20 protein-coding genes, 1 pseudogene and 1 riboswitch are annotated in these 22,747 nt (G+C 33.2%); of the genes and pseudogenes, 6 read left to right on the plus strand and 15 right to left on the minus strand.

Annotated elements, in window-relative coordinates:
* Nucleotides 1–2 precede the first annotated feature (2 nt).
* The gene (locus KA824_RS05025; protein ID WP_107385089.1) at nt 3–878 is read left to right on the plus strand and encodes a MurR/RpiR family transcriptional regulator; all 876 of its coding nucleotides are present in this window, start codon (nt 3–5) and stop codon (nt 876–878) included.
* A gap of 129 nt (nt 879–1,007) precedes the next feature.
* Here KA824_RS05025 and KA824_RS05030 read toward each other — a convergent pair whose 3' ends face one another.
* Both KA824_RS05030 and KA824_RS05035 read right to left on the minus strand, forming a co-directional pair.
* Nucleotides 1,008–2,447 (minus strand): alkaline phosphatase, encoded by a 1,440-nt coding sequence (locus KA824_RS05030; protein ID WP_107385090.1) that lies wholly within the window; start codon nt 2,445–2,447, stop codon nt 1,008–1,010.
* Nucleotides 2,448–2,673: 226 nt separating this feature from the next.
* Entirely contained in the window at nt 2,674–4,062 is a 1,389-nt protein-coding gene (locus tag KA824_RS05035) for an amino acid permease (protein ID WP_107385091.1), read from the minus strand.
* A gap of 309 nt (nt 4,063–4,371) precedes the next feature.
* Here KA824_RS05035 and KA824_RS05040 point away from each other — a divergent pair, with 309 nt between their 5' ends.
* The 3 genes from KA824_RS05040 (at nt 4,372) to KA824_RS05050 (ending at nt 5,855) form a co-directional block, all read left to right on the plus strand.
* Nucleotides 4,372–5,202: a formate/nitrite transporter family protein gene (locus KA824_RS05040; RefSeq protein ID WP_107385265.1), complete on the plus strand. Its 831-nt coding sequence runs from the start codon at nt 4,372–4,374 to the stop codon at nt 5,200–5,202.
* 111 nt (nt 5,203–5,313) lie between these two features.
* Nucleotides 5,314–5,673, plus strand: a complete 360-nt coding sequence (locus tag KA824_RS05045; protein ID WP_107385266.1) for an SND2/TMEM208 family protein — start codon at nt 5,314–5,316, stop codon at nt 5,671–5,673.
* Complete coding sequence (locus KA824_RS05050) at nt 5,670–5,855, plus strand: hypothetical protein (protein WP_107385267.1); 186 nt, start codon at nt 5,670–5,672, stop codon at nt 5,853–5,855. Before KA824_RS05045 ends, KA824_RS05050 begins: the two co-directional genes overlap by 4 nt.
* A gap of 75 nt (nt 5,856–5,930) precedes the next feature.
* Here the strand turns inward: KA824_RS05050 and KA824_RS05055 are convergent, their stop codons facing one another.
* From KA824_RS05055 to KA824_RS05065, 3 genes are all read right to left on the minus strand, one after another.
* On the minus strand, nt 5,931–6,122 hold the full coding sequence (locus KA824_RS05055; RefSeq protein WP_107385268.1) for a hypothetical protein: 192 nt from the start codon (nt 6,120–6,122) through the stop codon (nt 5,931–5,933).
* Nucleotides 6,123–6,125: 3 nt separating this feature from the next.
* The gene (locus tag KA824_RS05060) at nt 6,126–6,770 is read right to left on the minus strand and encodes an HAD family hydrolase (RefSeq protein ID WP_107385269.1); all 645 of its coding nucleotides are present in this window, start codon (nt 6,768–6,770) and stop codon (nt 6,126–6,128) included.
* Between the two features lie 180 nt (nt 6,771–6,950).
* Nucleotides 6,951–7,865: a bile acid:sodium symporter family protein gene (locus tag KA824_RS05065; RefSeq protein WP_107385270.1), complete on the minus strand. Its 915-nt coding sequence runs from the start codon at nt 7,863–7,865 to the stop codon at nt 6,951–6,953.
* Between the two features lie 256 nt (nt 7,866–8,121).
* Here KA824_RS05065 and KA824_RS05070 point away from each other — a divergent pair, with 256 nt between their 5' ends.
* Entirely contained in the window at nt 8,122–8,652 is a 531-nt protein-coding gene (locus KA824_RS05070; RefSeq protein ID WP_181187379.1) for a hypothetical protein, read from the plus strand.
* Between the two features lie 636 nt (nt 8,653–9,288).
* Here KA824_RS05070 and KA824_RS05075 read toward each other — a convergent pair.
* Nucleotides 9,289–10,887, minus strand: a complete 1,599-nt coding sequence (locus KA824_RS05075; RefSeq protein WP_107386222.1) for an alpha-glucoside-specific PTS transporter subunit IIBC — start codon at nt 10,885–10,887, stop codon at nt 9,289–9,291.
* 212 nt (nt 10,888–11,099) lie between these two features.
* Here KA824_RS05075 and KA824_RS05080 point away from each other — a divergent pair, with 212 nt between their 5' ends.
* Nucleotides 11,100–11,870, plus strand: a complete 771-nt coding sequence (locus KA824_RS05080) for a MurR/RpiR family transcriptional regulator (protein ID WP_181187378.1) — start codon at nt 11,100–11,102, stop codon at nt 11,868–11,870.
* A 94-nt stretch (nt 11,871–11,964) separates the two neighbouring features.
* On the opposite strand, the gene KA824_RS05085 is transcribed toward KA824_RS05080, so the two are convergent.
* From KA824_RS05085 to KA824_RS05125, 9 genes and pseudogenes are all read right to left on the minus strand, one after another.
* On the minus strand, nt 11,965–12,471 hold the full coding sequence (locus KA824_RS05085; protein ID WP_107384923.1) for an SRPBCC family protein: 507 nt from the start codon (nt 12,469–12,471) through the stop codon (nt 11,965–11,967).
* 260 nt (nt 12,472–12,731) lie between these two features.
* On the minus strand, nt 12,732–14,027 hold the full coding sequence (locus tag KA824_RS05090; protein WP_107384922.1) for a Na+/H+ antiporter NhaC family protein: 1,296 nt from the start codon (nt 14,025–14,027) through the stop codon (nt 12,732–12,734).
* Nucleotides 14,028–14,140: 113 nt separating this feature from the next.
* Nucleotides 14,141–14,241, minus strand: a riboswitch (SAM riboswitch).
* An 86-nt stretch (nt 14,242–14,327) separates the two neighbouring features.
* Nucleotides 14,328–14,939 (minus strand): flavin reductase family protein, encoded by a 612-nt coding sequence (locus tag KA824_RS05095; protein WP_107384921.1) that lies wholly within the window; start codon nt 14,937–14,939, stop codon nt 14,328–14,330.
* 104 nt (nt 14,940–15,043) lie between these two features.
* Nucleotides 15,044–15,925 carry an SDR family oxidoreductase gene (locus KA824_RS05100; RefSeq protein WP_107384920.1) on the minus strand — a complete coding sequence of 294 codons (882 nt, stop codon included), beginning with the start codon at nt 15,923–15,925 and terminating at the stop codon, nt 15,044–15,046.
* Nucleotides 15,926–16,002: 77 nt separating this feature from the next.
* Nucleotides 16,003–17,127: an amidohydrolase gene (locus tag KA824_RS05105; RefSeq protein ID WP_107384919.1), complete on the minus strand. Its 1,125-nt coding sequence runs from the start codon at nt 17,125–17,127 to the stop codon at nt 16,003–16,005.
* Between the two features lie 6 nt (nt 17,128–17,133).
* Entirely contained in the window at nt 17,134–18,300 is a 1,167-nt protein-coding gene (locus KA824_RS05110) for a SulP family inorganic anion transporter (protein ID WP_233422648.1), read from the minus strand.
* A 228-nt stretch (nt 18,301–18,528) separates the two neighbouring features.
* Nucleotides 18,529–19,761, minus strand: a complete 1,233-nt coding sequence (gene hutI, locus KA824_RS05115) for an imidazolonepropionase (protein ID WP_107384918.1) — start codon at nt 19,759–19,761, stop codon at nt 18,529–18,531.
* Nucleotides 19,758–21,422, minus strand: a complete 1,665-nt coding sequence (gene hutU / locus KA824_RS05120) for a urocanate hydratase (RefSeq protein ID WP_107386225.1) — start codon at nt 21,420–21,422, stop codon at nt 19,758–19,760. The genes hutI and hutU overlap by 4 nt, the downstream gene beginning before the upstream one ends.
* 47 nt (nt 21,423–21,469) lie before the next feature.
* Nucleotides 21,470–22,743 (minus strand): annotated as a pseudogene (locus KA824_RS05125) (YjiH family protein).
* Nucleotides 22,744–22,747: the final 4 nt, after the last annotated feature.

The following is a 22,747-nucleotide window of genomic DNA, read 5'->3' on the forward strand; positions in this document are numbered from 1 at the left end:
CTATGACCAACGTACTTTATAAAATTGATAATATCTATGAAACTTTTACAAAAAGTGAAAAGAAAATTGCTGATTTTATTTTAAATGAACCGCATCGTATTATTAATATGTCTGTCCAAGATCTTTCAAATGAAATTAATACAAGTACTGCTTCAATTGTACGTTTTAGCAAAAAAATCACAGAAAAAGGCTTTCAAGAACTTAAAATTACAATTTCACGTTATTTGCCTGAAGATGCAATTAACAATAATCATATGGAATTAATTGATAATGAATCAGTCGATATTATCAAATCTAAAATGTTAGCTAGAGCAACCGACACAATGAGTTGTGTTGCGTCACAAATTGAGCAACCTCATATCGATGACATCTGCGATACATTGAAACATGCGCGTACTATATTCTTATTTGGTTATGGCGCATCACTCGTCATTGTCACAGATTTATATCAAAAATTGTCTCGAATAGGTTTAAATGTGCGCTTAATACAAGAAACGCATTTATTAATGACTACCATGGCTACACATGATGAACAAGATTGTATTATTTTCGTGACCAACCAAGGTAGTCATAGTGAAATGCAATCTATGGCAAAAGTTGCTACCGACTATAATATACCTATCATTACGATCTCAAGTTCGAACAATAACCCTGTAGCTAAAATTTCTGATTATACTTTAATTTATGGTCAAACAGATGAAAATGAACTGCGCATGGCCGCAACAACATCTTTGTTTGCACAACTTTTCACTGTAGATATTCTGTATTATCGATTTATCGCTTTAAATTATCAACGCTCATTGGATTCAATCACACAGTCAAAAATGGCGCTTGATAATTACCGTAAACATTTATCTAAAATCCAATTTAAACACTAAAACAATGCTAACATCACATTTTAAATAACATAATAAACAAGAACGACCTAGAAATCGCATTTTTATAAAGGATTTCTAGGTCGTTCTCTTTTTTTAATCTGAAGTTAACATTATTTGTTTATTACATCATTATTTTACATCTTTTTGGAAAAAGTCGAAAATATTTTTGGCATTATCAGTATTATCAATATTTCCTTTAAATTTATCACTACCAGGACCATATGCATAAGTATTTACATCTTCTCCTGTATGACCATTTGTAGTCCAACCAGTATTAGATTTGTCATTTATCGGTTTTTGTACAGCATCTTGAACTTTTTGTAATTGACTTTCATATGCTTTTTCGTCTTTTTTAAGATCTTTAAGTTTTTTAGCTTCGTCTTTTATTTTATCAATTTGATCTTGTGAAACTTCAAAACCATAACCATCTTTAATCACTTTCTCCACATTTTTACCCTTGCTGATTTCTTCAGTCATGTATTTACCTGAATGTTTCATTTGGTGAATGGCATCTGGATTCCAAACATAATCTTTACCTTTCGCTATAGACATCCCACCTGTAGAATGATCTGCAGTAGCTACCACAAGCGTATCTGGATTGTCTTTTGCATAATTCATAGCATATTCAAATGATTTTTCAAATCCAGACATTTCAGACATTACCCCTGTTACATCATTTGGATGGCCTGATTTATCAATAGAAGCGCCTTCTACCATTAAAAAGAACCCTTTGTCATTTTGTTTTAATTTATTTACAGCACTATCTGTCATATCCACTAATTTTGGATTTTTATCTGGTGCGTCTATCTGTAACGGCATATCATTATCTGCAAATAATCCTAATACTTGTTTATTTTTAGAGTTTTGTAGTTCATTTTTATTAGTAACTACATCGTAACCATCTTTTTTAAATTTATTTTTTAAGTTGCCGTTATCTTTACCGAAATACTCAGCACCCCCGCCTAAAAGTACATCTACTTTATGTTTGCCATTAATTTTGTCATTGTAAAATTGTTTAGCAATTTCATTCTTTTTATCACGATCATCTACATGTGATGCGTATGCAGCAGGTGTAGCATCTGTGATTTCAGCAGTAGATACTAAACCAGTTGATTTACCATTTTCTTTAGCTTGTTCTAAAACCGTTTTAACATTATTTTTATTAGCGTCGACACCAATAGCACCATTATATGTTTTTTGTCCTGAACTAAATGCGGTTGCACCGGCTGCAGAATCAGTAACATTCTCTTTTGGATCATTTGGATTTGTACGCTGACTACCTATTAGATATTTATCAAAAGCAGTTTGATCCATTTCTTTAGTATCAGGATTGTCTGCAAAATAGCGATAAGCAGCATTATACGAAGGACCCATACCATCTCCAACTAAAAAGATGACGTTTTTAGGGTTTTTTGTATTGCCCATGTAAGCTACATCAGAATTCTGATTTGCATCTTTAGTCTCATCTTTTTTCCCAGCTGCATAAATCCCTTGTCCACTCCCTAATGATGAACCGGCAATAATCGTCCCTGCAATTGTAGCAGTAGCTAGTTTATTAAGTATTTTCATATAATAACTCCTTTAGATATGTATTATGACCTCAACTTTATTCTAAAGCACGAGTTTTGAGTGAGTATTTTTATATTGTTAATTTTTTGTAAAACATTAGTGTAATCATATTTACGATATTGTCGATAACAAAATAAGCCATAAATGATACAAGTTAATGTATCATTTATGGCTTTTTAAAAGTTGATTGTAAAACGACCTACTGTTTTACGTTTTGTTTTACTATTTAAATTTGCTTATCATCACTTAATTTATGATAGCCCTTCAGGTAATAGAACAATGTCATACAACCTAAGAATACGATACCAATAACAACTGAAACGACTGTTTCTTTATTAAATAACATGCCTATTAACACCATGATAAAGAACGCCATTGTAATATAATTTGTTATTGCACCGCCTGGCATTTTAAACGGATGATTCTTGATTTCTTCACTGTGATTTTTTCTGAATCTTAAATGACTAATTAATATCATAAACCACGGTACCATACCTGGTAAAATTGAGGCACTGTATACATAAACAAAAATGCTGTCCGCGCCTTTAATGAATAAAGGCAAAATAACGTTCAATAATGCGCCAATTAAAATACCAATTGCTATTGCAGTTACTGTCCAAATAGGAACACCATTTTTCATAACTTTACGGAAAAACTTAGGTAACATTCCTTTTTGAGATAAGTTCAACGTCATTCGACTAGCACTAAATATACCAGAATTACATCCAGACATCGCTGCCGTTAAAACTACAAAGTTAATGAGTCCTGCTGCAAATGTAATACCTACTTTTGCAAATGTTGCAACGAATGGACTGCCGATATTTCCTAATTCATCCCAAGGATAAACAGTTACAATAACGAAGATAGCTCCGATATAGAATATTAATATACGCCATATAACACCATTAACCGCACTTTTAATATTTTTTTGCGGGTCTTTAGTTTCACCAGCAGTGATACCAATTAATTCAACACCTTGATAAGAACCAATTACAATAGAAAGTGCAAAGAAGAATCCTATCCAACCATTAGGCATAAAGCCACCATGTGACCATAAATTAGAGAGTCCAATAGCTTCTCCTCCATTACCAAGGCCAAAGAATATCAAACCGAATCCCGCGATAATCATTAAAATAATTGTTACTACTTTGATCATTGCAAACCAAAATTCAAATTCACCAAATGCTTTAACTGATACTAAGTTAGCACCTGCCAACAATAATACTACAATAATACCTGGTATCCACTGTGGTAAATCAGGGAACCAATAATTCATATATTCTCCAACGGCGATAACTTCACTCATACCTACAACAACCCATTGGAAAATATTGCTCCATGCTGTCAGATAACCAGCAACTGGATTTATGTAATCACTTGCAAAGTTTGCAAATGAACCTGAGGTCGGATGTAAATATACCATTTCCCCCATAGCTCTCATCACTAAAAATAAAAACAGACCTGCTATTAAATATGCAAATATTACTGAAGGTCCTGTCCACTTGATTGTACTTGTCGCCCCCATGAAGAGTCCGACACCAATTGTTCCACCAAGTGCTATCATCCGCATTTGACGTGCACCTAGTCCCCTTTGTAATTCGTTATTCTCATTCATCATTCAAACCCCATCTCATTCAAATATAAGTGATAATAATTCACTTATTATGACGCTATTATACTATAAATTCTAAAAATTAAAACAATTATTTTTCATTTATGTAAGCCCTTACATATGTTTTTATTTTAGATTATTTTGTGAGAAAACGCAATGTAAATTTTATTTTTGATATTATAGCGGACAATTAAATATTCATATTAGTTAATTAATCAGCAGTTTTTAATTATGATTATTTTGTGAATTATTTCACAAAAATGCAGTTACATAGTATAATATTTTTAATTAATAGAAAGTGAGGATAAAGTTTTGAACGAAAAAAACATAAAATGGGATAAAGTTTTTTATGGTAAAGCTTGGGTCCATCATGTCGTAGAGACAATTCGAGCCAAAGATATATTGCAAAGTTTTTATTTAAAACGCTATCTGCTACGTGCCATTATGGCTGGATTTATCTTAGGCGTGATAACAGTTTTTGTCTTACTCATTAAAGGTTCATTAGCATCTGATGTTCCAATGGGTGTTACAAATTTAGTCGGTGCGATTGCATTCAGTTTTGCTTTAGTATTAATACTTTTTACAAATTCCGAATTATTAACAAGTAACTTCATGTATTTTACAGTAGGACTTTATTATCGAGTCATTTCGCCATTCCGCGTTTTTAAAATTTTTACACTTTGTTTTATTGGTAATGCTCTAGGTGGATTAATATTCTTTTTATTGATACGTTCCTCAGATATAATGACTCCTGAGATGATGCAACAATTAGAAGCTACAATCGACCATAAAACACTAACTGCAGGTTTTGTCGCCATTCTAATAAAAGGTATTTTTGCTAATTTCTTTATAAACATCTCCCTTGTAATAGCTATGCAAATAGACGATGTTCTAGCAAAAATGTTCGTCATGATGTTTGGTGTATCAATTTTTGCATTTATGGGTTATGAGCACGTTGTTTATAATACTGTATTATTCGCAGGCGGCCTCGTATATCAAAGTGATGTCCTTTCAGTCATACCAGCTTTAATCAATTTGCTTGGTGCAGGTATTGGTAATTATATCGGTGGTGGCTTAGTTATAGGCTTGTTCTATGCTTATTTAAATGATCATAAGCAATATCAAAACAACAAAATTCATTAACTGCAGCTTGAGTTATTGTAATTAAAAGTTGAAGTCTAGTATTTATGAAGTTATAGTTCCTAATTTTATATGATATAATGCTCAATAGATTTTATTATAAAGGAGTTCAATATGAATAAACATCTATTGAAACGAACAATCACAGTTTCAATTATATTTGGCATATTATTTTTCCTGATCAATTATTTTAGTGATAGTGATGTTTCTGCCGGAAATTTAGTGCTAAAAAGTTTACTTACGATTGTTGTATTCGGGATACTATATTACTTAATTTTTACTATTGTAAATTCACCAGAACGAAAATATAAATTTGGTATTACTTTACCTATTTCTCTACTAATTGCAATCATTATCAGTGCTATGTTTTCTGCTCTGAAAATCGGTATTATAACCGGCCTAATCATTGGTATAATAGCAGGTTATCTATGGGAATTTATAGATAATCATAAAAACGGTGGTGATAAATCGTGAGCATTGTCATTGGTATTATTGTTATCATTTTATTAAGCGTAAGTTTAATTCCTAATTTAAAAGCTGTAAAAAAATCTAAAGCTACTGGAGAAAAAAATCCACGTTTTGCAATTATGGTAGGTATTGATTCTATTTTACTCGTGTTAGTTATTGTGACACTAATACTTCAATTTTTAAAATAGGCTATCATTTTCATCTTATATTACAAAAACCCCTTATCGACACATTTTTTCAATGTCAAAATAAGGGGTTTTAAATTAAAATTGATTTTGTAAAACAAGAAAATATAAAACCAAAGCTCCCAATAAGTAAACAAGACTTCCAACCATAAATGAGCGAAATTGTATCTTTAACGGAACTTTTTTATTAAAGATTGGACCTAAAACTAAATTTCCTATTGCTAAAACAATTGGACCGCCTAAAAAAAATAGAATTAAATATCCATTCATACACTAGCCTCTACTTTTTTCAAAATATTTTTCAATGATAGCTGTACCTGATAAATCTTTACCTACATAGGCTATGTTACTAAAATCTTGTTTTTCCGTCATATCATTCGTGTTTACAATCACATCTAAACCAGCATTTACCGCAGCGGTTGCCCCATTGACTGAGTCTTCTATGGCTAAACAATTAACTGGGTTATAATTTAATCTTTGAACTGCTGTTAAATATAGTTCAGGACTTGGCTTTATTTCTTCTACATCTTCTCTTCCAACAACAACATCGATATACGTATCTAACCCCAATTGCTCGAATGTGGGTTGAATATCGTTTCTAAAACTACTTGTCGCAATAGCCATTGGTATATGGCGCACTTTACAATAATCCATAAGTTGTTTCATATGCGTAACAATCGGTAAATGTATACTTGTTTCATTATGCTCTTGATAAATTGCTTCCTTGCGTTCTTGTCCGAGTTGAGCCTCCAAGTACTGGTGCAAATCTGAAGCCAATCCCCCGATGGATTGTCGATAAAAATCTAAACTAACTTCCTCCAAACCATAATGATTTAGATGTTTATTTATTATTTCAAACAAGTGTTTTTCTGTATCAATAATTGTTCCATCAAAATCAAATATCACTGCGCGATACATACAGTACCCTCCTCTAAAATAAACAAGATAAAATCAAATTATTGTCAGTGTATCATACTTTCCGTCCCTCTAGCCTGCCATCGCCTCAGATAAAATAAACTAAGATGAAAACACAAAAATATTAATGTTTTCATCTTAGTTATGAATTCCTTATTAATTTCAACCTAAAATCAGTTATATTTACCTTTTGTTCCAGTATTTTGCAAGAATTGGTCCTGTAATATTATGTATTAAGCTAAATACCGCCCCTGGCACTGCAGACAATGGATTAAAATGTACTGTGGCTAAAGAAACTGCTAATCCTGAGTTTTGCATACCTACTTCTATTGATACTGCTTTTTTATCCGGTCGATCTAATTTTAAGATTTTGGCAAATGTATAACCCAATACATATCCAATCAAATTATGAAGAATGACAACCGCAAAAATAAGTAAACCAGTGGCCAAAATTTGTGCTTTACTACTACCAACTACAGACGCAAGTATTAATGAAATAGCAACAACAGAAACAATTGGCAATGCAGTGGCAGTCGTATCAGCAAATTTCTTAAATACTTTTTGAAGTACAAAACCAATGATTATTGGTATTAAAATGACTTGAACTACTGACCAAAACATACTAATAAATGAAACTTGCAACCATTCATGCGCAAATAAATATATTAAAGCTGGTGTTAAAAATGGAGCTAGCAATGTTGAAACACTAGTAATAGCTACTGACAAAGCAACATTTGCATTTGCTAAGTAACTCATAACATTACTAGATGTACCACCCGGACAACATCCAACTAAAATCACACCAATAGCAATTTCTGGAGGCAAATGAAACAGTTTGACAATTAAAAATGCACTTAAAGGCATAATTGTATACTGCAATATCACACCGACAATTACTGATCTAGGTGCTTGAAATATAATTTTAAAATCTTTAGGATCTATAGTTAATCCCATACCTAGCATAACAATCCCTAGTAAATAAGGTACCCAACTACTTAAAGTAGCAAGTTGCGTTGGAAATATAAAACCAATGATAGCTGCAATAAGCATCCATACTAAGAACGTATTCGTTGCAAACTTACTTACTTTTGATAACATCTAAACACTTCCCTCTCTGTATTAATAAAGAAGAATGTATCATACTTTAAGCCTTGAAACAACAGAATTTTCTAAATATTATGAATTCTAAATTTGCAACTTTTAAAAAATTTTATACTTCGTTCTAAAGACCTAGTGTCTTCTTTTAAAAAGAGTGGTACAATTTAATAGAATTTAAAACATGTACAATTTTAAGTGCAGTAGAATATTATTTTTAATATACGTATGTCACTTTATATAGATATGGAGGTATAATATGTTTTCAGATAAAACTGAAACGTTTGTATTAAACATCAGTGGTTTAAATAAACGTCATATCCGCAAAAATTTGTTAAAACTTTTGAAACAAGTACACTTTTGTAAATCCTTCAAGTTTACTATTTTCAAAAATAATCATTTATATGCTTTAGAAGTGAATTTACCTAAGCAACAACTACCTTATTTAATTAGTTTTCTCAGTTTCCACAATTATTTAATCTATCAAATTTTAGAAAATAATCATGCACATGAACTATTAGACTTAGATCATTTACTATTATCATCTAAACGTTTCGAAATCGCTGTTGACGGCCTTCACGATGCTTTTATTAAAGATAAAGTTATCGATATTATGAATTTACTCAATCACACTGAAACTATTGTTTATACCTTCAATCGAAATACCATCAACGTTTCTTGTTCACCTACAGTATTCTCTAAATTAATTCACGCTATCGCAACACACAACATTGATATTTATAGTGCGACCTATCAACCACGTTTAATGCATAAAACTAGAATTTCTTAAAGCACACTCATGCACGATATCATTAATATAAACAACAAACTCGATTTGTTTCTTTTCCACTGAGAATTAATAAACATGAGTCTAAAGTATCAACATCTAAGACTCAATCATAAACGTCAATTTTTATTGTAATTATATAGAAATTGACTTTTTTTGTGTTCTGTAATGAACCTTTTCTTTTGTATCTTGAGAAATATTTCAAACGATTTTGCATCGTGCTGACTCCGGGGGGAATGATATGAGAGAGAGACTACAGGCTCGAGCCATATTCCCAGGCAAGCATGCACGATCAAAATCGCAATTTATCCATATAAAAAGGACAATTCTTTATTACTTATTATTTCAAAGTAATTCATGTTATTAATTTTATAAAATAAGCACTTCATCAATTTATCAGGGTTAATGAATTGTTTTAATTGAGCTTTTTCTTTTATATCTTGAGAAATATTTCAAACGATTTTGCATCGTGCTGACGCCCAGGGTAATGATATGAGTGAGAGACTACAGGCTCGAGCCATATTCCCAGGCAAGCATGCACGATCAAAATCGCAATTTATTCATATAAAAAAGGACTAATCCATTTTTTTCATATGGATTAGTCCTTTTTTGAGCATAATCTTATATGCAACCTTTTTATTAATTATTTTTTTCTTCAAATACTAAATTTTCAAATGCTTCTCTTACTTGAGGTACAGACATACCTACTACGACTTGCACATTTTTCCCACTTTTTACTAAACCATGTGCCATTTGTCTATGCGTAAAGTAATCACTATCTTCAACTTTATTGACATCATTCACTGTTAATCTTAGACGCGTCGTACAATTTGTAACATCTTTAATATTTTCTTTTCCACCCAGACCTTCTAAATAATATATTGCTTTATCTTCAAACTCATTTGTTGAACCAGTTTTTTTAGTAACTGCTCCTTTACCATCCTTGTTTTTATAATCATCTTTACTATATAATTTCATATCCTTGTCGTCTTTTTTACGCCCAGGAAGAGGAATATTAAATTTTATAATTAAAAACTTGAATAAAAAGAAATAAATTGCTGTAAAACCTAAACCAATTGCAATTTGAATCACATAAGTTAACCAATGATTCTGTGCCAAAGGTATCCAATTCGTAGCAAAGAAATCTAATAACCCTCCGCCAAAGTTACCTACTAAGCCAAAACCATACATTAACGTATCCATTGTTGCTGCTAAGATTGCATGTAAAACGAATAAATAAGGTGCTATAAATAAAAACGTAAACTCTAATGGTTCAGTAATGCCAACAACAATCGCTGTCAATGTTGCTGGAATTAACAATGCCGCAATTTTCTTTCTATTTTCTTTCGGTGTTGTTGCATACATTGCTAAAGCAATACCAATTGAACCGAAGACTTTCCCGTTACCTTGTAACATAAAACCATACGGGAACAATTCTTTTAATGGCTCTTTACTTTTAGCAAATTCATTTACATGTTCAAACCATTCTGCTTTTAACCCATGATTCACAACAACAGGACCTACTTCTATTGGTGCATAAATAAAGTGGTGTAATCCTGTTGGTATTAATACTCTTTCTAAGAAATGATACAACCAAACACCTATATAACCAGAACCAATAATAAAACCTTGCAATGAAGAAATACCGTTTTGTACCGTTGGCCATACAATACAAGTAATTAAAGCAATCGGTAACATGACAAAAAATGAAATCGTTACTACAAATGTCAAACCTTGAAATACACCAAGCATTTCAGGTAATTTTTTACTATAAAATCGATTATGTATCCATGTCACAATGCTTGAAATAATAATACCGCCTAGAATATTAGTGTCTAATGTTTCTATACCAGCAATCGCTTTTAACCCCGTTACATTTTCCACACCTTTTTCCAAATTTGCTCCGAATGTATGTGGCCATTGCGTTAATATGGCATTGATAAAAGTATTAAACATTAAATATCCCATTAATGCTGCTAATGCTGCATGTCCAGGTGCTTTCTTGGCCAAGGATAAAGGTAGTCCAACAACAAACACCACTTCCATGTGATTAAATATTGTCCAACCACCAGACTCTATCACTGACCATATTTTGAACCAATTCGTACCTTCATCTGCAATACTCCCCATTATTGAAGGATTTTTAAATAGCGTCGCTAAACCGAGTACAATACCAAAAAATGCAAACATTAATACAGGTACAATCATTGCACTCCCAAATCTCTTTATTGCGTTCATATAAAATTTCCCCTTCTTTCTAAATTTCTGAAATTATCCATTTATAATTATAAAGTGCTTATCAATTCGAATGATTAAATATCAATTTATCTTCGATTTTATAGTAAACGCTTACATACAAACAATAGTTTGACGCTATTACGAACAATTTTGTACAATAAGATTATATTTTCAAAACGTGAAAATATTTTCAAAAATTTGAGGTGAGACCATTGCTTTTAGATGAACGTATTAACAATAATTTTAATAAATTAAATGAAAATGACCTACAAATCGCTCATTTTATAAACACACATATATCAGAATGTAAAACAATGAAATTACAAGATCTAGCGGCTTATACACATGCATCAAATGCAAGTATCCATCGTTTCACTCGTAAGTTAGGATTTGATGGCTATAGTGATTTTAAATCATATTTAAAATTCGAATCTGAACAAGTTCATCAATTGCCTTCTGACTCTATGAATGCTTTTAAGCAAGAAATTGAAAATACCTTCACTTATTTAGAGCGTATTGATTACGACCTAGTTACAGACAAAATATATCAAGCTGAAACGGTATACTTATATGGCACAGGTTTAGCACAAATGAACGTTGCGCAAGAAGCTCAAAGAATTTTATTAACCATACATAAGAATATTATTGTGCTACACGATGTACATGAATTTAAAATGGTATTAAATAAAGCTTCTGATAATGATTTATTTTTTATTATTTCTTTATCCGGAGAGACATATCATTTATCTGACATAACGAATTTATTGCAACTGCGTCAAAAATATTTTATTTCTATTACTACGCTCCAAGATAACACATTAGCTCAAAAAGCAAATTATAATATTTACGTTTCAAGTAATACTTTTTATTTAACAAATGGCATCGATTATTCCAGTTTTATCAGTTATCATATATTTTTTGAAACGGTACTGCGTAAGTTTAATGAGCGTAAACAATATGGTCAATTTACCCATAATAATTAATCTATAAAATAAAAGAAGGCTGGACAAATTAATTGTCTCAGCCTCTTAGTCCAACTACTTTTTTATTGAGTTCGGTTGAATTGATATAATGATTTTATTGTTCTTCTTCATATTCTTCTAGCGTTGTTTGAAGCTTATCAAATAGCATTTCAAAACCATGCGCAGTGGAATCATGATATTCCTTTTTCTTTTGCTTATACTCTAACGATGTCAGTCTACGTTCTCTAGGCACATAAGCCGTGTAACTAAAAATCATTTGTGTAATACCTGGTTCTCTTTCAAACATCTCAACTTCAATAGTATCTTCAGAGTCACTTAATTCAGGCATACCTATAGTCATAACAATATATTCATTTGGGTTCAATGTAACATATGAACCCTTTACTATATTTTCTTTTCCCTTACGTACATCAATAATTTCATAGCCACCGTTTTGTACAGCATCTATTTCTATTGCTTTATTCGTTCGTTCTGTTGTCATAAACCATTGTTTAAGAAATCGTTGCTCGGTCCAAGCTTGATATACTAATTCAGGTTCAACTTTAAAAAGTCGTTCCAATTGAATTTCTACATTTTCATTTTCCACATTGTATCTAGCCATGATTGTTCACCTACTTTCACTCTTATTACTATTCTAACTCATTATACTAGACTTCTAAACAATAATACTATGAAATCCAACTTCCCTTTATTTTCACTATAAAAGTGACAGCCTATTTATTTTATCGTTATTAGTCAGTAAACGTCAAAATTTTACCTTTTTTTTATTTAAAATGTTTATTTTTAAATATCGTATTATTTATTAAAAACAGGGGAGTCAGTCTATATTCAATTGGTATAAACCGACGCCCCTCCTTATAATTAATTTTTTTTATTCAATTTTGGTAATCTAAAGAAGATTGCAATTAATCCACAAATACCTAGAATTATAGGATAAATTGAATACGGCATTAATGAAACTGGCGAAATAGACGCCACACCTGCCGCTGCTATAACTTGCGGGCTATAAGGTAATAAGCCTTGGAAACAACTTGCAAACATATCTAAAATACTTGCAGATTTTCTTGGATCAATATCGTATTCGTCCGCTATATCTTTAGCCAAGGGACCTGCCATTAATATCGAAATTGTATTATTGGCAGTTGAGATATCAGCAGCACTTACAAGTCCTGCTATACCTAATTCTGCACCACGCTTTGATTTAACCCTATTGCGTACAAAATTTAATAACCAAGTTATACCACCATTATGTTGTATCAATGCTACAAGTCCGCCAATTAATAGCGCAATAATTGCAATATCTTCCATACCAACAATTCCTTTTGAAATCGAACTAAGCAATCCTGACCAATTAAATGACCCATCAACTAGTCCAATAATAGCAGATAATACGGTACCACCTATCAATACTATAATTACATTGATGCCTGCTAGCGCTAAAATTAACACCAATAAGTATGGAATAACTTTAATAAAATTATAATCATATGATTTTGTCGTATCTATCTGAGCACCATGAGTTAAAAACCAGAGCGCTATAACAGTAAATATCGCACCAGGTAATACAATTTTTATGTTCACTTTAAACTTATCACTCATTTTAGTCTTTTGAGTACGTACTGCAGCAATTGTCGTATCAGAGATCATTGATAAATTATCACCAAACATTGCACCACCTACTACAGTAGCCATTGTAATCGCTGCAGAGACATCCGTCGCCTGACTTAAACCAAAGCCAACCGGTGCTATGGCTGCAACTGTACCTACTGAAGTACCCATTGAAAGTGATACAAACATACAAATGATAAATAAACCGACGATAATTAAGTTCTCTGGTATGAAAGATAGTCCTAAATTAACAGTTGACTTGACTCCACCCATATCTTCTGTGGTTTGAGAAAATGCACCCGCAAGTAGAAATATTAACATCATCAAAATAATATTTGAATGTCCTGCACCTTTTGTAAACACATCTACTTTTTTATGAAATGTTTCTTTTCTATTCATCAATAAACCCACGATAGATGCAATAATGATTGCAACATTAAGTGGCATTATTGAAAAGTCACCAGTAATAACGCCCACACCTAAAAATATACCAACAAATATGATAAGCGGTACAAGCGCCCATGCATTACCTTTTTTATTTTCCGCCATACAAAACCAACTTTCTTTATCATTACTTTTATAATCAATCGTTTTATTTACTTACCATAAAAAATAAAAAACTCTTTTCTTGTAGAAGAAAAGAGTAAATCGTTACATCTTTAATCTTATCTTCTAGCACAATTTATGCTACTGGAATTGGCACACGCATCACCATGTTGCCGAAGTTTCAATGGGCCAGTCCCTCCACTTCTCTAGATAAGCTATTTTATTTATTTTATAACAGTACACTATTCATGCGACTTCGTCAATTATATATTTGCAGTATGAAATGATACTTTAACTCAAATATTATTCCGTTGGCCTAACAATTGTAAATGTATCACCGATTGATGCATAATCATTTCCGGCTAACCGGCACACGGCTTCTAGTGCTTGCGCATTTATCTTACTGTCCTCAAAATACACATCTTCATTAATATGAAACATCAATACCTCACCAATAATTAGATCTGACCCCTCTTCAGTATCTCCTAAAGGAATAATCCGCTCTAATTTACATTCCATACGTATCTTCGCTTGCTCAATGCCAGGTACAGATATAAGTTCCGAGTCGACAAGGGTTAATTCTGTGCGTTCTAATTCATTTTCTCTACGCTCCAATGGTGCGGCTGTGCGATTAATTTGTTCAACATTTGTTTCATCAGTAATATGCACTACAAAATTTTCAGTCTCTTCAATATTAAGCGAAGTGTCTTTACGTTTGCCTTCCGAACGTCCTGTAGAAATCATAATCATCGGTGGTGCACTATTCACTACGTTAAAGAAACTGAACGGCGCCGCATTTAACTTGCCATTTTTATCTTGAGACGTAACAAATGCTATAGGTCTAGGTATGATACTGCCACTCAATAATTTATAGTTTTGCCTTTTAGACAATTGACTTGCTTTAAAATGCTTCACTGAAATTCACTTTCCTTTCGTAAATAAAAAGTGGCTATGTCAAAATGTCAGTGCGTAAACCGTTCATTTAAGCACTAATCACTTTGAAATAGCCATCTATCAAATTAATCTAATTGTGTACCACCCGTAACGCCATATACTTGGCCAGTTGTGTAACTTGATTCATCAGCTGCTAAATGAACATACACACCAGCTAATTCTACAGGTTGACCTGCTCTACCAAGCACTTCTTTTTGGCCAAATGCCGGAATTTTCGATTGTGGTTGTCCACCTGATATTTGAAGTGGTGACCAAAATGGTCCTGGCGCGACACAATTAACACGGATACCTTTAGCACCTAATTCTTCAGACAAGCTTTTAGTCAACGATATGATTGCAGCTTTTGACGCTGCATAATCATGTAAAATAGGATTAGGATTATAACCTTGTACAGATGATGTTGTCGTAATTGTAGCACCTGGTTCCAGATAATCGATTGCTTTTTGTACTGTCCAAAATATTGGATACACATTCGTTTCAAAAGTTTCAGCAAATGATGCTGTATCAAAGTCTTTAAGCGTATCTCTGTATTGCTGATGACCAGCTACGAGTGTAACATTATCTAATCCGCCTAACGCATGATATGCTCGCTCTACTAACTCATAATTGAATTGTTCATTGCGTAAATCACCCGGTATTAGCACAGCTTTTTGTCCAGCCGATGCAATAACTTCTTTTACCTCTTCAGCATCCTCTTGTTCTGATGGCAAGTAATTAATCGCAACATCAGCACCTTCTTTAGCATAAGCTATCGCAGCAGCCCTACCTATAGCTGAATCTCCACCTGTTACCAACATCTTTAAACCTTTCAATCTACCGTAACCAATATATGAAGTTTCTCCACAATCTGGTTTAGGGTTTAGATTTTTTTGTAAACCTGGAACGGCTTGCTCTTGTTTTGGAAAATCTGCATTTGAAAATTTCGTTCTAGGATCTTGAGACACCATGGCTTAATCCTCCTCAAAAATAATGATTATAATTATTTTTTACCCAAATTAAATCGTCCATAACATAAGCTATTACTTTAAGATTCATTTAATAATTTCTGTACAAATGTTACAAAGTAATCTGGTACTTTTTCTAAAATACGTTCATCGGGATCGTATTTTGGATGATGTAAATCATAATCACTATTCGAGCCAATAAAGACAAATACACTTGGGTACTTATTAGCAAAACCAGAAAAATCTTCACCAATGGTTAATGGCTGTTCCATTATATTCACATTATAACCCACTTGCTTAGCAATGTTGATTGCATCATCCGTTAATTTTTCGTCATTGATAACCGCACCTGGTAAACGGATATATTCTGTTTCAATTTCAACATCAAATACTTCTGCCAGTCCATTACCAATTTCTCTCAACCTTTTTTCAATGAATGTACGAATACGTTCATCAAAACTTCTCACTGTACCTTGTACATAAGCTTGATCTGCAATAACATTCCATGTGTTACCACAAGAGACTTCTCCTATCGTTACCACAGCATTATCAAAAGCAGATAAATTTCTGCTGACGATGGATTGAACGCTATTGATTAATTGACCTAACACGACGACTGGATCATTACCTTGTTCAGGTTTTGCTGCATGCGCACCTTTACCTTTAATTTTAAATTCAAAACGATCTACAGAAGATGTCACAGCACCGGATTTCACTGCTAATGATCCTATATCCATCGTAGGATAATTATGATAACCTAGCACAGCTTTTGTACCATCAATGGCACCTGACTCAGCTAATTTAACAGCACCATAGCCTAGCTCTTCGGCAGGTTGAAAAATAAAACGTACCCTACCTTTTAATTGCCCTTCAATTTCTTTTAATCTTGTAGCTACTGCTAAAATACTTGCCATATGGATATCATGCCCACAAGCATGCATAATGCCTTTATTAGTTGAAGTGAATTCATGTACAACTTCTTCATTAATTGGTAATGCATCAATATCCGATCTAACAGCAACAAATGAATCTCCTTGTCCTACTTCTGCAATCAATCCAGTTTCCAAAGGTATATCTAAAATTTTAATTTCATAACTCTCTAAAATACGTCTTAATCGTTTCGTTGTTTCATATTCATCATCCGACAATTCAGGAAACTGATGAAATGTACGTCTCCACTTTACATAATCTTCATATTGTGGCATTACATGTCACGTCCTTTCTAAATTTATAAAACGTTTTAAAAAATAATATAGTATTGTTACAACCACTACTCCGAGCGCTAAATTATTAGAAATTAGGATAAGCACCATCGTTAGTATTACAATGAAAGCATTTATTAATGGCGATTGGCGTATAAAAGGTATTGTACGTCGATCAAATGTGTTCAGTGAAATGGTAATGAGTACAGTAGCTAAAACAGCCATTGGAATATGTCCTATAATTTCACCAAAAACAAATAAACTTACCAGTAAAAAACTACCGGTAACAAACGTCGAAATTCTAGAATTCGCACCCATTGTCACATTAAAACGTGATTGCCCAACAAGCGCACTTCCACCATAACCACCAAATAACCCTACTACAAAATTGGCTATACCTTGACCTATCGACTCACGATTTTTATCACTTGTTGTAGCGGTTACTTCATCCATCATACTTGCTGTTAAAGTCGTTTGAACAATTGCAACAATAGCCATCATCAATCCATATAACAACGCAGTTAAGAAGAAATTAACATTTAATATTTCAGTAGGAATACTTGGATAAGGTAGTTTAATATGTATTGAAGATAAATCATGCACATATTTAATATCAGGCTTTAATATCCACGAAAATATAGTCAATATTATGATTGATATTAACGGTGCAGGGATAATTTTGATATATCGATTGCCCAACCAAATAATTAAAAATGATACGATTGCAACAATATACGTTGGCATAGAAATCCCCAAGATATTCTTTAGCTGAGATGTGAATAATAGTATTCCTAAAGCATTCATAAATCCAATTACTACACCTACTGGTATCAATTCTAACCATTTATTAATTTGAAAATATCCCAATATAACTTGAATGATTCCCATAAATAATGTAGCTAAAATGACTGCTTGCATCCCGTGACTTGCTGCTAAAGGTGCTACGACTAATGATACACCACTACTTGGTGCTGAAACCATCAAGGTTCTATTTCCAGTCAAGCTGAGTACGAGCATCATCAAACCAGTACTTAACATACCGATTGTTGGGGTCACGCCTGCTATAAATGAAAAAGCAATTGCTCCAGGCAACAATGCAAGTGCAAGTAATATACCTGTAAGCATATTCTGTACTATGTCGCCTTTCCATTGATCAATATATCCAGCGTTACTCACACTATACTTCACCCCCAACCCCTTTAATTATTATACTATCATAATTGTCAAAATATTTTATTAACTTGCGTTTTATGTACTTTTAGATTTTACGTTTAGAAAGTATGTATATTACAAAAATAACTAAAATAAGAATAGAGCAAGGAACAAATCAATATTGTTGATTTCATTCCTCACTCTATCTAGTGTCAAAAGTCTTAATGATTCATTTTAATTACAGTTTCACTTTTAAAGTTTTACGCGATTATCAAATAGTACCTTGCCATCTTTAATCACTCTTTCTGCGTGATTAATACCATAATGATAAGGAATATATTCATGGTTCGGTGCATCCCAAATTACAATATTTGCTTTATCACCCTTATTGATGGTACCTGCATCAACATTAATCGCTTTAGCTGCATTCACTGTCACTGCATTCCAAATTTCATTTGGGGATAATTTTAATTTTAATGCTGCAATAGACATCACTAATTGTAAATTATTAGTCACACAGCTACCTGGATTGAAGTCAGTAGCTATGGCAATAGCACCGTCGTTATCTAACATACCTCTCGCATCTGCATATGATTCCTTATCAAGGTAAAAAGTTGTACCTGGAAGTAATACCGCAACCGTATCACTATCTTTCAATTTTTGTTTGCCTTTTTCACTAGATGCTACTAAATGATCTGCAGAGATTGCATTTTCATCAATTGCAAGTTCTAAACCACCTAATGGATCAATTTCATCCGCATGAATTTTAACATCAAAGCCTTGTTTTTTAGCCGCTTCCATATAAGCTTTAGATTCTTCTACAGTGAACACACCTGTTTCACAGAAAATATCAGCAAAGTCAGCGTACGGTTTAACTTCTGGCAATAAATCTATCATTTCTTGTAAGAAAGCTTGGTTAGACTTCGCATCTTTTGGTACAGCATGTGGCCCAAGGAATGTATGTTTCATGTCTAAATTATATTTTTTTGCTAATCGATTCGAAACGCTCAATTGTTTAAGTTCATTTTCTTTATCTAATCCATAACCACTCTTACTTTCAACTGCTAAGACACCGTGTTGTAACATGGTTAATAGGTTTTTTTCCGCTTTTTCAAAAAGTTCGTCTTCTGTCGCTTGACGTGTAGCTTCTACAGTAGATAATATGCCGCCACCTTGTTCAAGTATTTCTAAATAAGAGACACCTTGACGTTTGAGTGACATCTCATGTTCACGTGAGCCACCATGCACAAGATGCGTATGTGCTTCTACTAATGCAGGTGAAACGACTTTTCCTGAGGCATCTATTGTCTCATTTGCTTCATAAGCCTCAGAATGTTCACCAGCATAAACAATCTTGCCATCTTGCACAACTACTGTTCCATTTTCAATAATGTTTAAATCATCTAATTCTTTGCCTTTTAAAGGACGATCGGTAGCCTTTGGTAAAATTAGTTGTTTAATGTTTTGAATAATTAAGTCGTTCATTTTTTATCTCCTTTTCCCGTAATCATTGGAATGTGAATACTTTTTTCATTTGCTACATTAATCGCTGATTCATAACCTGCATCAGCATGTCTTACTACTCCCATACCCGGATCTGTAGTTAGTACTCGTCCTAACCGTTTGTCTGCCCTTTCTGAACCATCAGCAACAACTACCATGCCGGCATGTAATGAATAACCCATACCAACACCTCCACCATGATGGAATGAAATCCAAGATCCACCTGCTGCAGTATTGATTAACGCATTTAATATTGCCCAGTCTCCTACAGCATCTGAGCCATCCTTCATGCCTTCAGTCTCACGATTAGGACTAGCTACTGAACCCGAATCCAAATGATCTCGGCCAATTACAATTGGTGCAGAAATTTCACCTTCACGTACAAGTCTATTTAATGCCAATCCCATTTTTGCACGTTCTCCATAACCTAACCATGCAATTCTTGAAGGCAATCCTTGAAATGCAATTTTCTCTTGTGCTAAATCTAGCCAACGGATAAGTTTTTCATTTTCAGGAAATAGCTTTCTCATTTCTTCATCTGCACGCTCAATGTCTTTAGGATCTCCGCTTAATGCTGCAAATCTAAATGGCCCCTTACCTTCACAGAATAATGGTCTGATATATGCTGGCACGAACCCAGGAAAATCAAAAGCATTTTTTAAGCCGTCATTATATGCGACTTGTCTTATATTATTGCCATAATCAAAAGCGACTGCACCTTGTTTTTGAAATTCTAACATCAACGAGACATGTTTATGCATTGATGCTTGAGATTCTTTTACGTATTGTTTTGGGTCTTTATTGCGTAGTGCACTTGCTTCTTGTAATGAATACCCTTGTGGCACATATCCATTTAAAGGATCGTGTGCACTCGTTTGATCCGTAATAATATCAATTCTAAATCCTTTATCTAAAATTGCTTGATGTACATCGACCGCATTACCAACCAATCCAATAGATAATGGTTTACCCTGTTTGCGTGCGTCTTCCGCTAAACTTAATGCTTCATCTAAATCTCGTGTCTTCACGTCACAATAACGTGTATCAATACGCTTATCAATGCGGGTTTCATCTACATCAACTCCAATGACAACACCGCCATTCATTGTAACTGCTAATGGTTGTGCACCACCCATACCGCCAAGACCAGCAGTTAGTGTAATCGTCCCATTTAATTTGCCATTAAAATGTTGATTAGCGAGTTCACCAAATGTCTCATATGTACCTTGAACGATGCCTTGTGATCCTATATAAATCCAACTACCCGCAGTCATTTGTCCGTACATCATTAATCCTTTTTGATCTAATTCATTAAAATGATCCCAGTTTGCCCATTCAGGTACTAATACAGAATTAGAAAGTAACACACGTGGTGCTTCTTCATGCGTTTTAAATACAGCAACCGGTTTACCTGATTGGACTAACATTGTTTCATCAGCTTCTAATGAACGCAGTGTGGATTCGATTGCTTCAAATGCCTCCCAGTTCCGAGCTGCTTTACCTATGCCACCATAGACAACCAAATCTTCAGGTCTTTCTGCAACTTCAGGATCTAAATTATTATATAGCATTCGTAATACTGCTTCTTGTTCCCAACCTTTACATTCAATCTCTAAACCTTTTTTTGCTTTAATTTTTTTCATGAAAAATCTCTCCTTCATCGATTTTAATTCAACCTTTGTTTTGATATTTAAAATATCCATAATGCAAATGGAATTGTAATCAGTAGTGTTAGTACTACTCTTTCAAACCAAATAAGCACAAGTTTTCCTACTGAAATTTTAATTTCTGTAGATAATATGACTGGAACAACGCTTGAAAAAAAGATAATCGCTGAAACACTCATTACTGCTACTGTAAATCTTGTTGCTAAATCTGCTGATTGTGCAATTGCAGCTGGTAATAACATTTCAACAATTGAAATCGTTGAAGCCTGTGCTAATACCCCACATTTTCTACTGGAAAAATGCTAATGAATGGATAAAAGATGTAAGAAATATATTCGATAACTGGTGTAAATTCTGCGATTACTAACCCTAGAAAACCTATTGACATGATAGAAGGTAAAATAGCTATAGTCATTACGACACCATCTCTTAAATTTTCAAATACATGCTCCATTAATGACTTTGACTGTTTCACAGCTAATTTTGCTTCTAACCAAGATTCTTTTAATAATGGCATATTTCTACGAATCTCTTTTTTATATGGCTGGTCTTTATATGTCGTATGCTGTTCAAATCTGATAGGTGGGAGTTGTACGGTAATAGCAGTAACAATAAATGTCACTACGAGTGTAAACCAAAAATATAAATTCCAATACTGAATAATTCCTAATGTATTAGCTACAATAATCATAAACGTAGCGGAAACCGTAGAAAATCCTGTTGCTACAACTACTGCTTCTTTATGTGTGTAACTACCACTCTTGTAGACTTTGTTTGTTATCAGTAAGCCTATTGAATAACTACCAACAAATGATGCTACTGCATCGACCGCTGATTTTCCTGGCGTCTTAAATATTGGTCGCATTATCGGCCGACAAATCACACCGATAAACTCTAACAAGCCGAAACCTACTAAAAATGATAAAAATATCGCTCCTATAGGAATTAAAACACTTAATGGTATTGCTAGCTTTTCGTATAAAAATGGTCCGATACTTTCTTTTAAAACAAAAGCAGGCCCTATATTGAAAACAACCATGAAAGCAATGAATACCCCTACCACTTTAAATAAACTAAAGATTATGTTTGTTTTCGATTCATTCCACCGTTGATTGAGAAATGGATGAATTGCACCTATAATAATTAAAATCAATACATAATATGGTAAAACAGGTTTCACGATTAGTGTGATCCATTGCACAATATGATCAATCATAATTGTTGATTGACCATGTATAGTCACAGGAACAAAGAAAAATATAATGCCAATCAAGCTATAAATAAAAAATCTCCACATGTAC

The organism is Staphylococcus sp. GDY8P198P (genome assembly GCF_017891615.1).
GTDB lineage: Bacteria > Bacillota > Bacilli > Staphylococcales > Staphylococcaceae > Staphylococcus > Staphylococcus cohnii.

Excerpts from the sequence above, each read along its gene's own strand:
- KA824_RS05105 (WP_107384919.1), bottom strand. The coding sequence starts at position 17,127 with ATGCCACAATATGAAGATTATGTAAAGTGGAGACGTACATTTCATCAG.
- KA824_RS05065 (WP_107385270.1), bottom strand. The coding sequence starts at position 7,865 with ATGTTATCAAAAGTAAGTAAGTTTGCAACGAATACGTTCTTAGTATGG.
- KA824_RS05070 (WP_181187379.1), top strand. The coding sequence starts at position 8,122 with ATGTTTTCAGATAAAACTGAAACGTTTGTATTAAACATCAGTGGTTTA.
- KA824_RS05055 (WP_107385268.1), bottom strand. The coding sequence starts at position 6,122 with ATGAATGGATATTTAATTCTATTTTTTTTAGGCGGTCCAATTGTTTTA.
- KA824_RS05100 (WP_107384920.1), bottom strand. The coding sequence starts at position 15,925 with ATGGTGTCTCAAGATCCTAGAACGAAATTTTCAAATGCAGATTTTCCA.
- KA824_RS05035 (WP_107385091.1), bottom strand. The coding sequence starts at position 4,062 with ATGAATGAGAATAACGAATTACAAAGGGGACTAGGTGCACGTCAAATG.
- hutI (WP_107384918.1), bottom strand. The coding sequence starts at position 19,761 with ATGAACGACTTAATTATTCAAAACATTAAACAACTAATTTTACCAAAG.
- KA824_RS05085 (WP_107384923.1), bottom strand. The coding sequence starts at position 12,471 with ATGGCTAGATACAATGTGGAAAATGAAAATGTAGAAATTCAATTGGAA.
- KA824_RS05045 (WP_107385266.1), top strand. The coding sequence starts at position 5,314 with ATGAATAAACATCTATTGAAACGAACAATCACAGTTTCAATTATATTT.
- hutU (WP_107386225.1), bottom strand. The coding sequence starts at position 21,422 with ATGAAAAAAATTAAAGCAAAAAAAGGTTTAGAGATTGAATGTAAAGGT.
- KA824_RS05030 (WP_107385090.1), bottom strand. The coding sequence starts at position 2,447 with ATGAAAATACTTAATAAACTAGCTACTGCTACAATTGCAGGGACGATT.
- KA824_RS05025 (WP_107385089.1), top strand. The coding sequence starts at position 3 with ATGACCAACGTACTTTATAAAATTGATAATATCTATGAAACTTTTACA.
- KA824_RS05090 (WP_107384922.1), bottom strand. The coding sequence starts at position 14,027 with ATGGCGGAAAATAAAAAAGGTAATGCATGGGCGCTTGTACCGCTTATC.
- KA824_RS05075 (WP_107386222.1), bottom strand. The coding sequence starts at position 10,887 with ATGAACGCAATAAAGAGATTTGGGAGTGCAATGATTGTACCTGTATTA.
- KA824_RS05060 (WP_107385269.1), bottom strand. The coding sequence starts at position 6,770 with ATGTATCGCGCAGTGATATTTGATTTTGATGGAACAATTATTGATACA.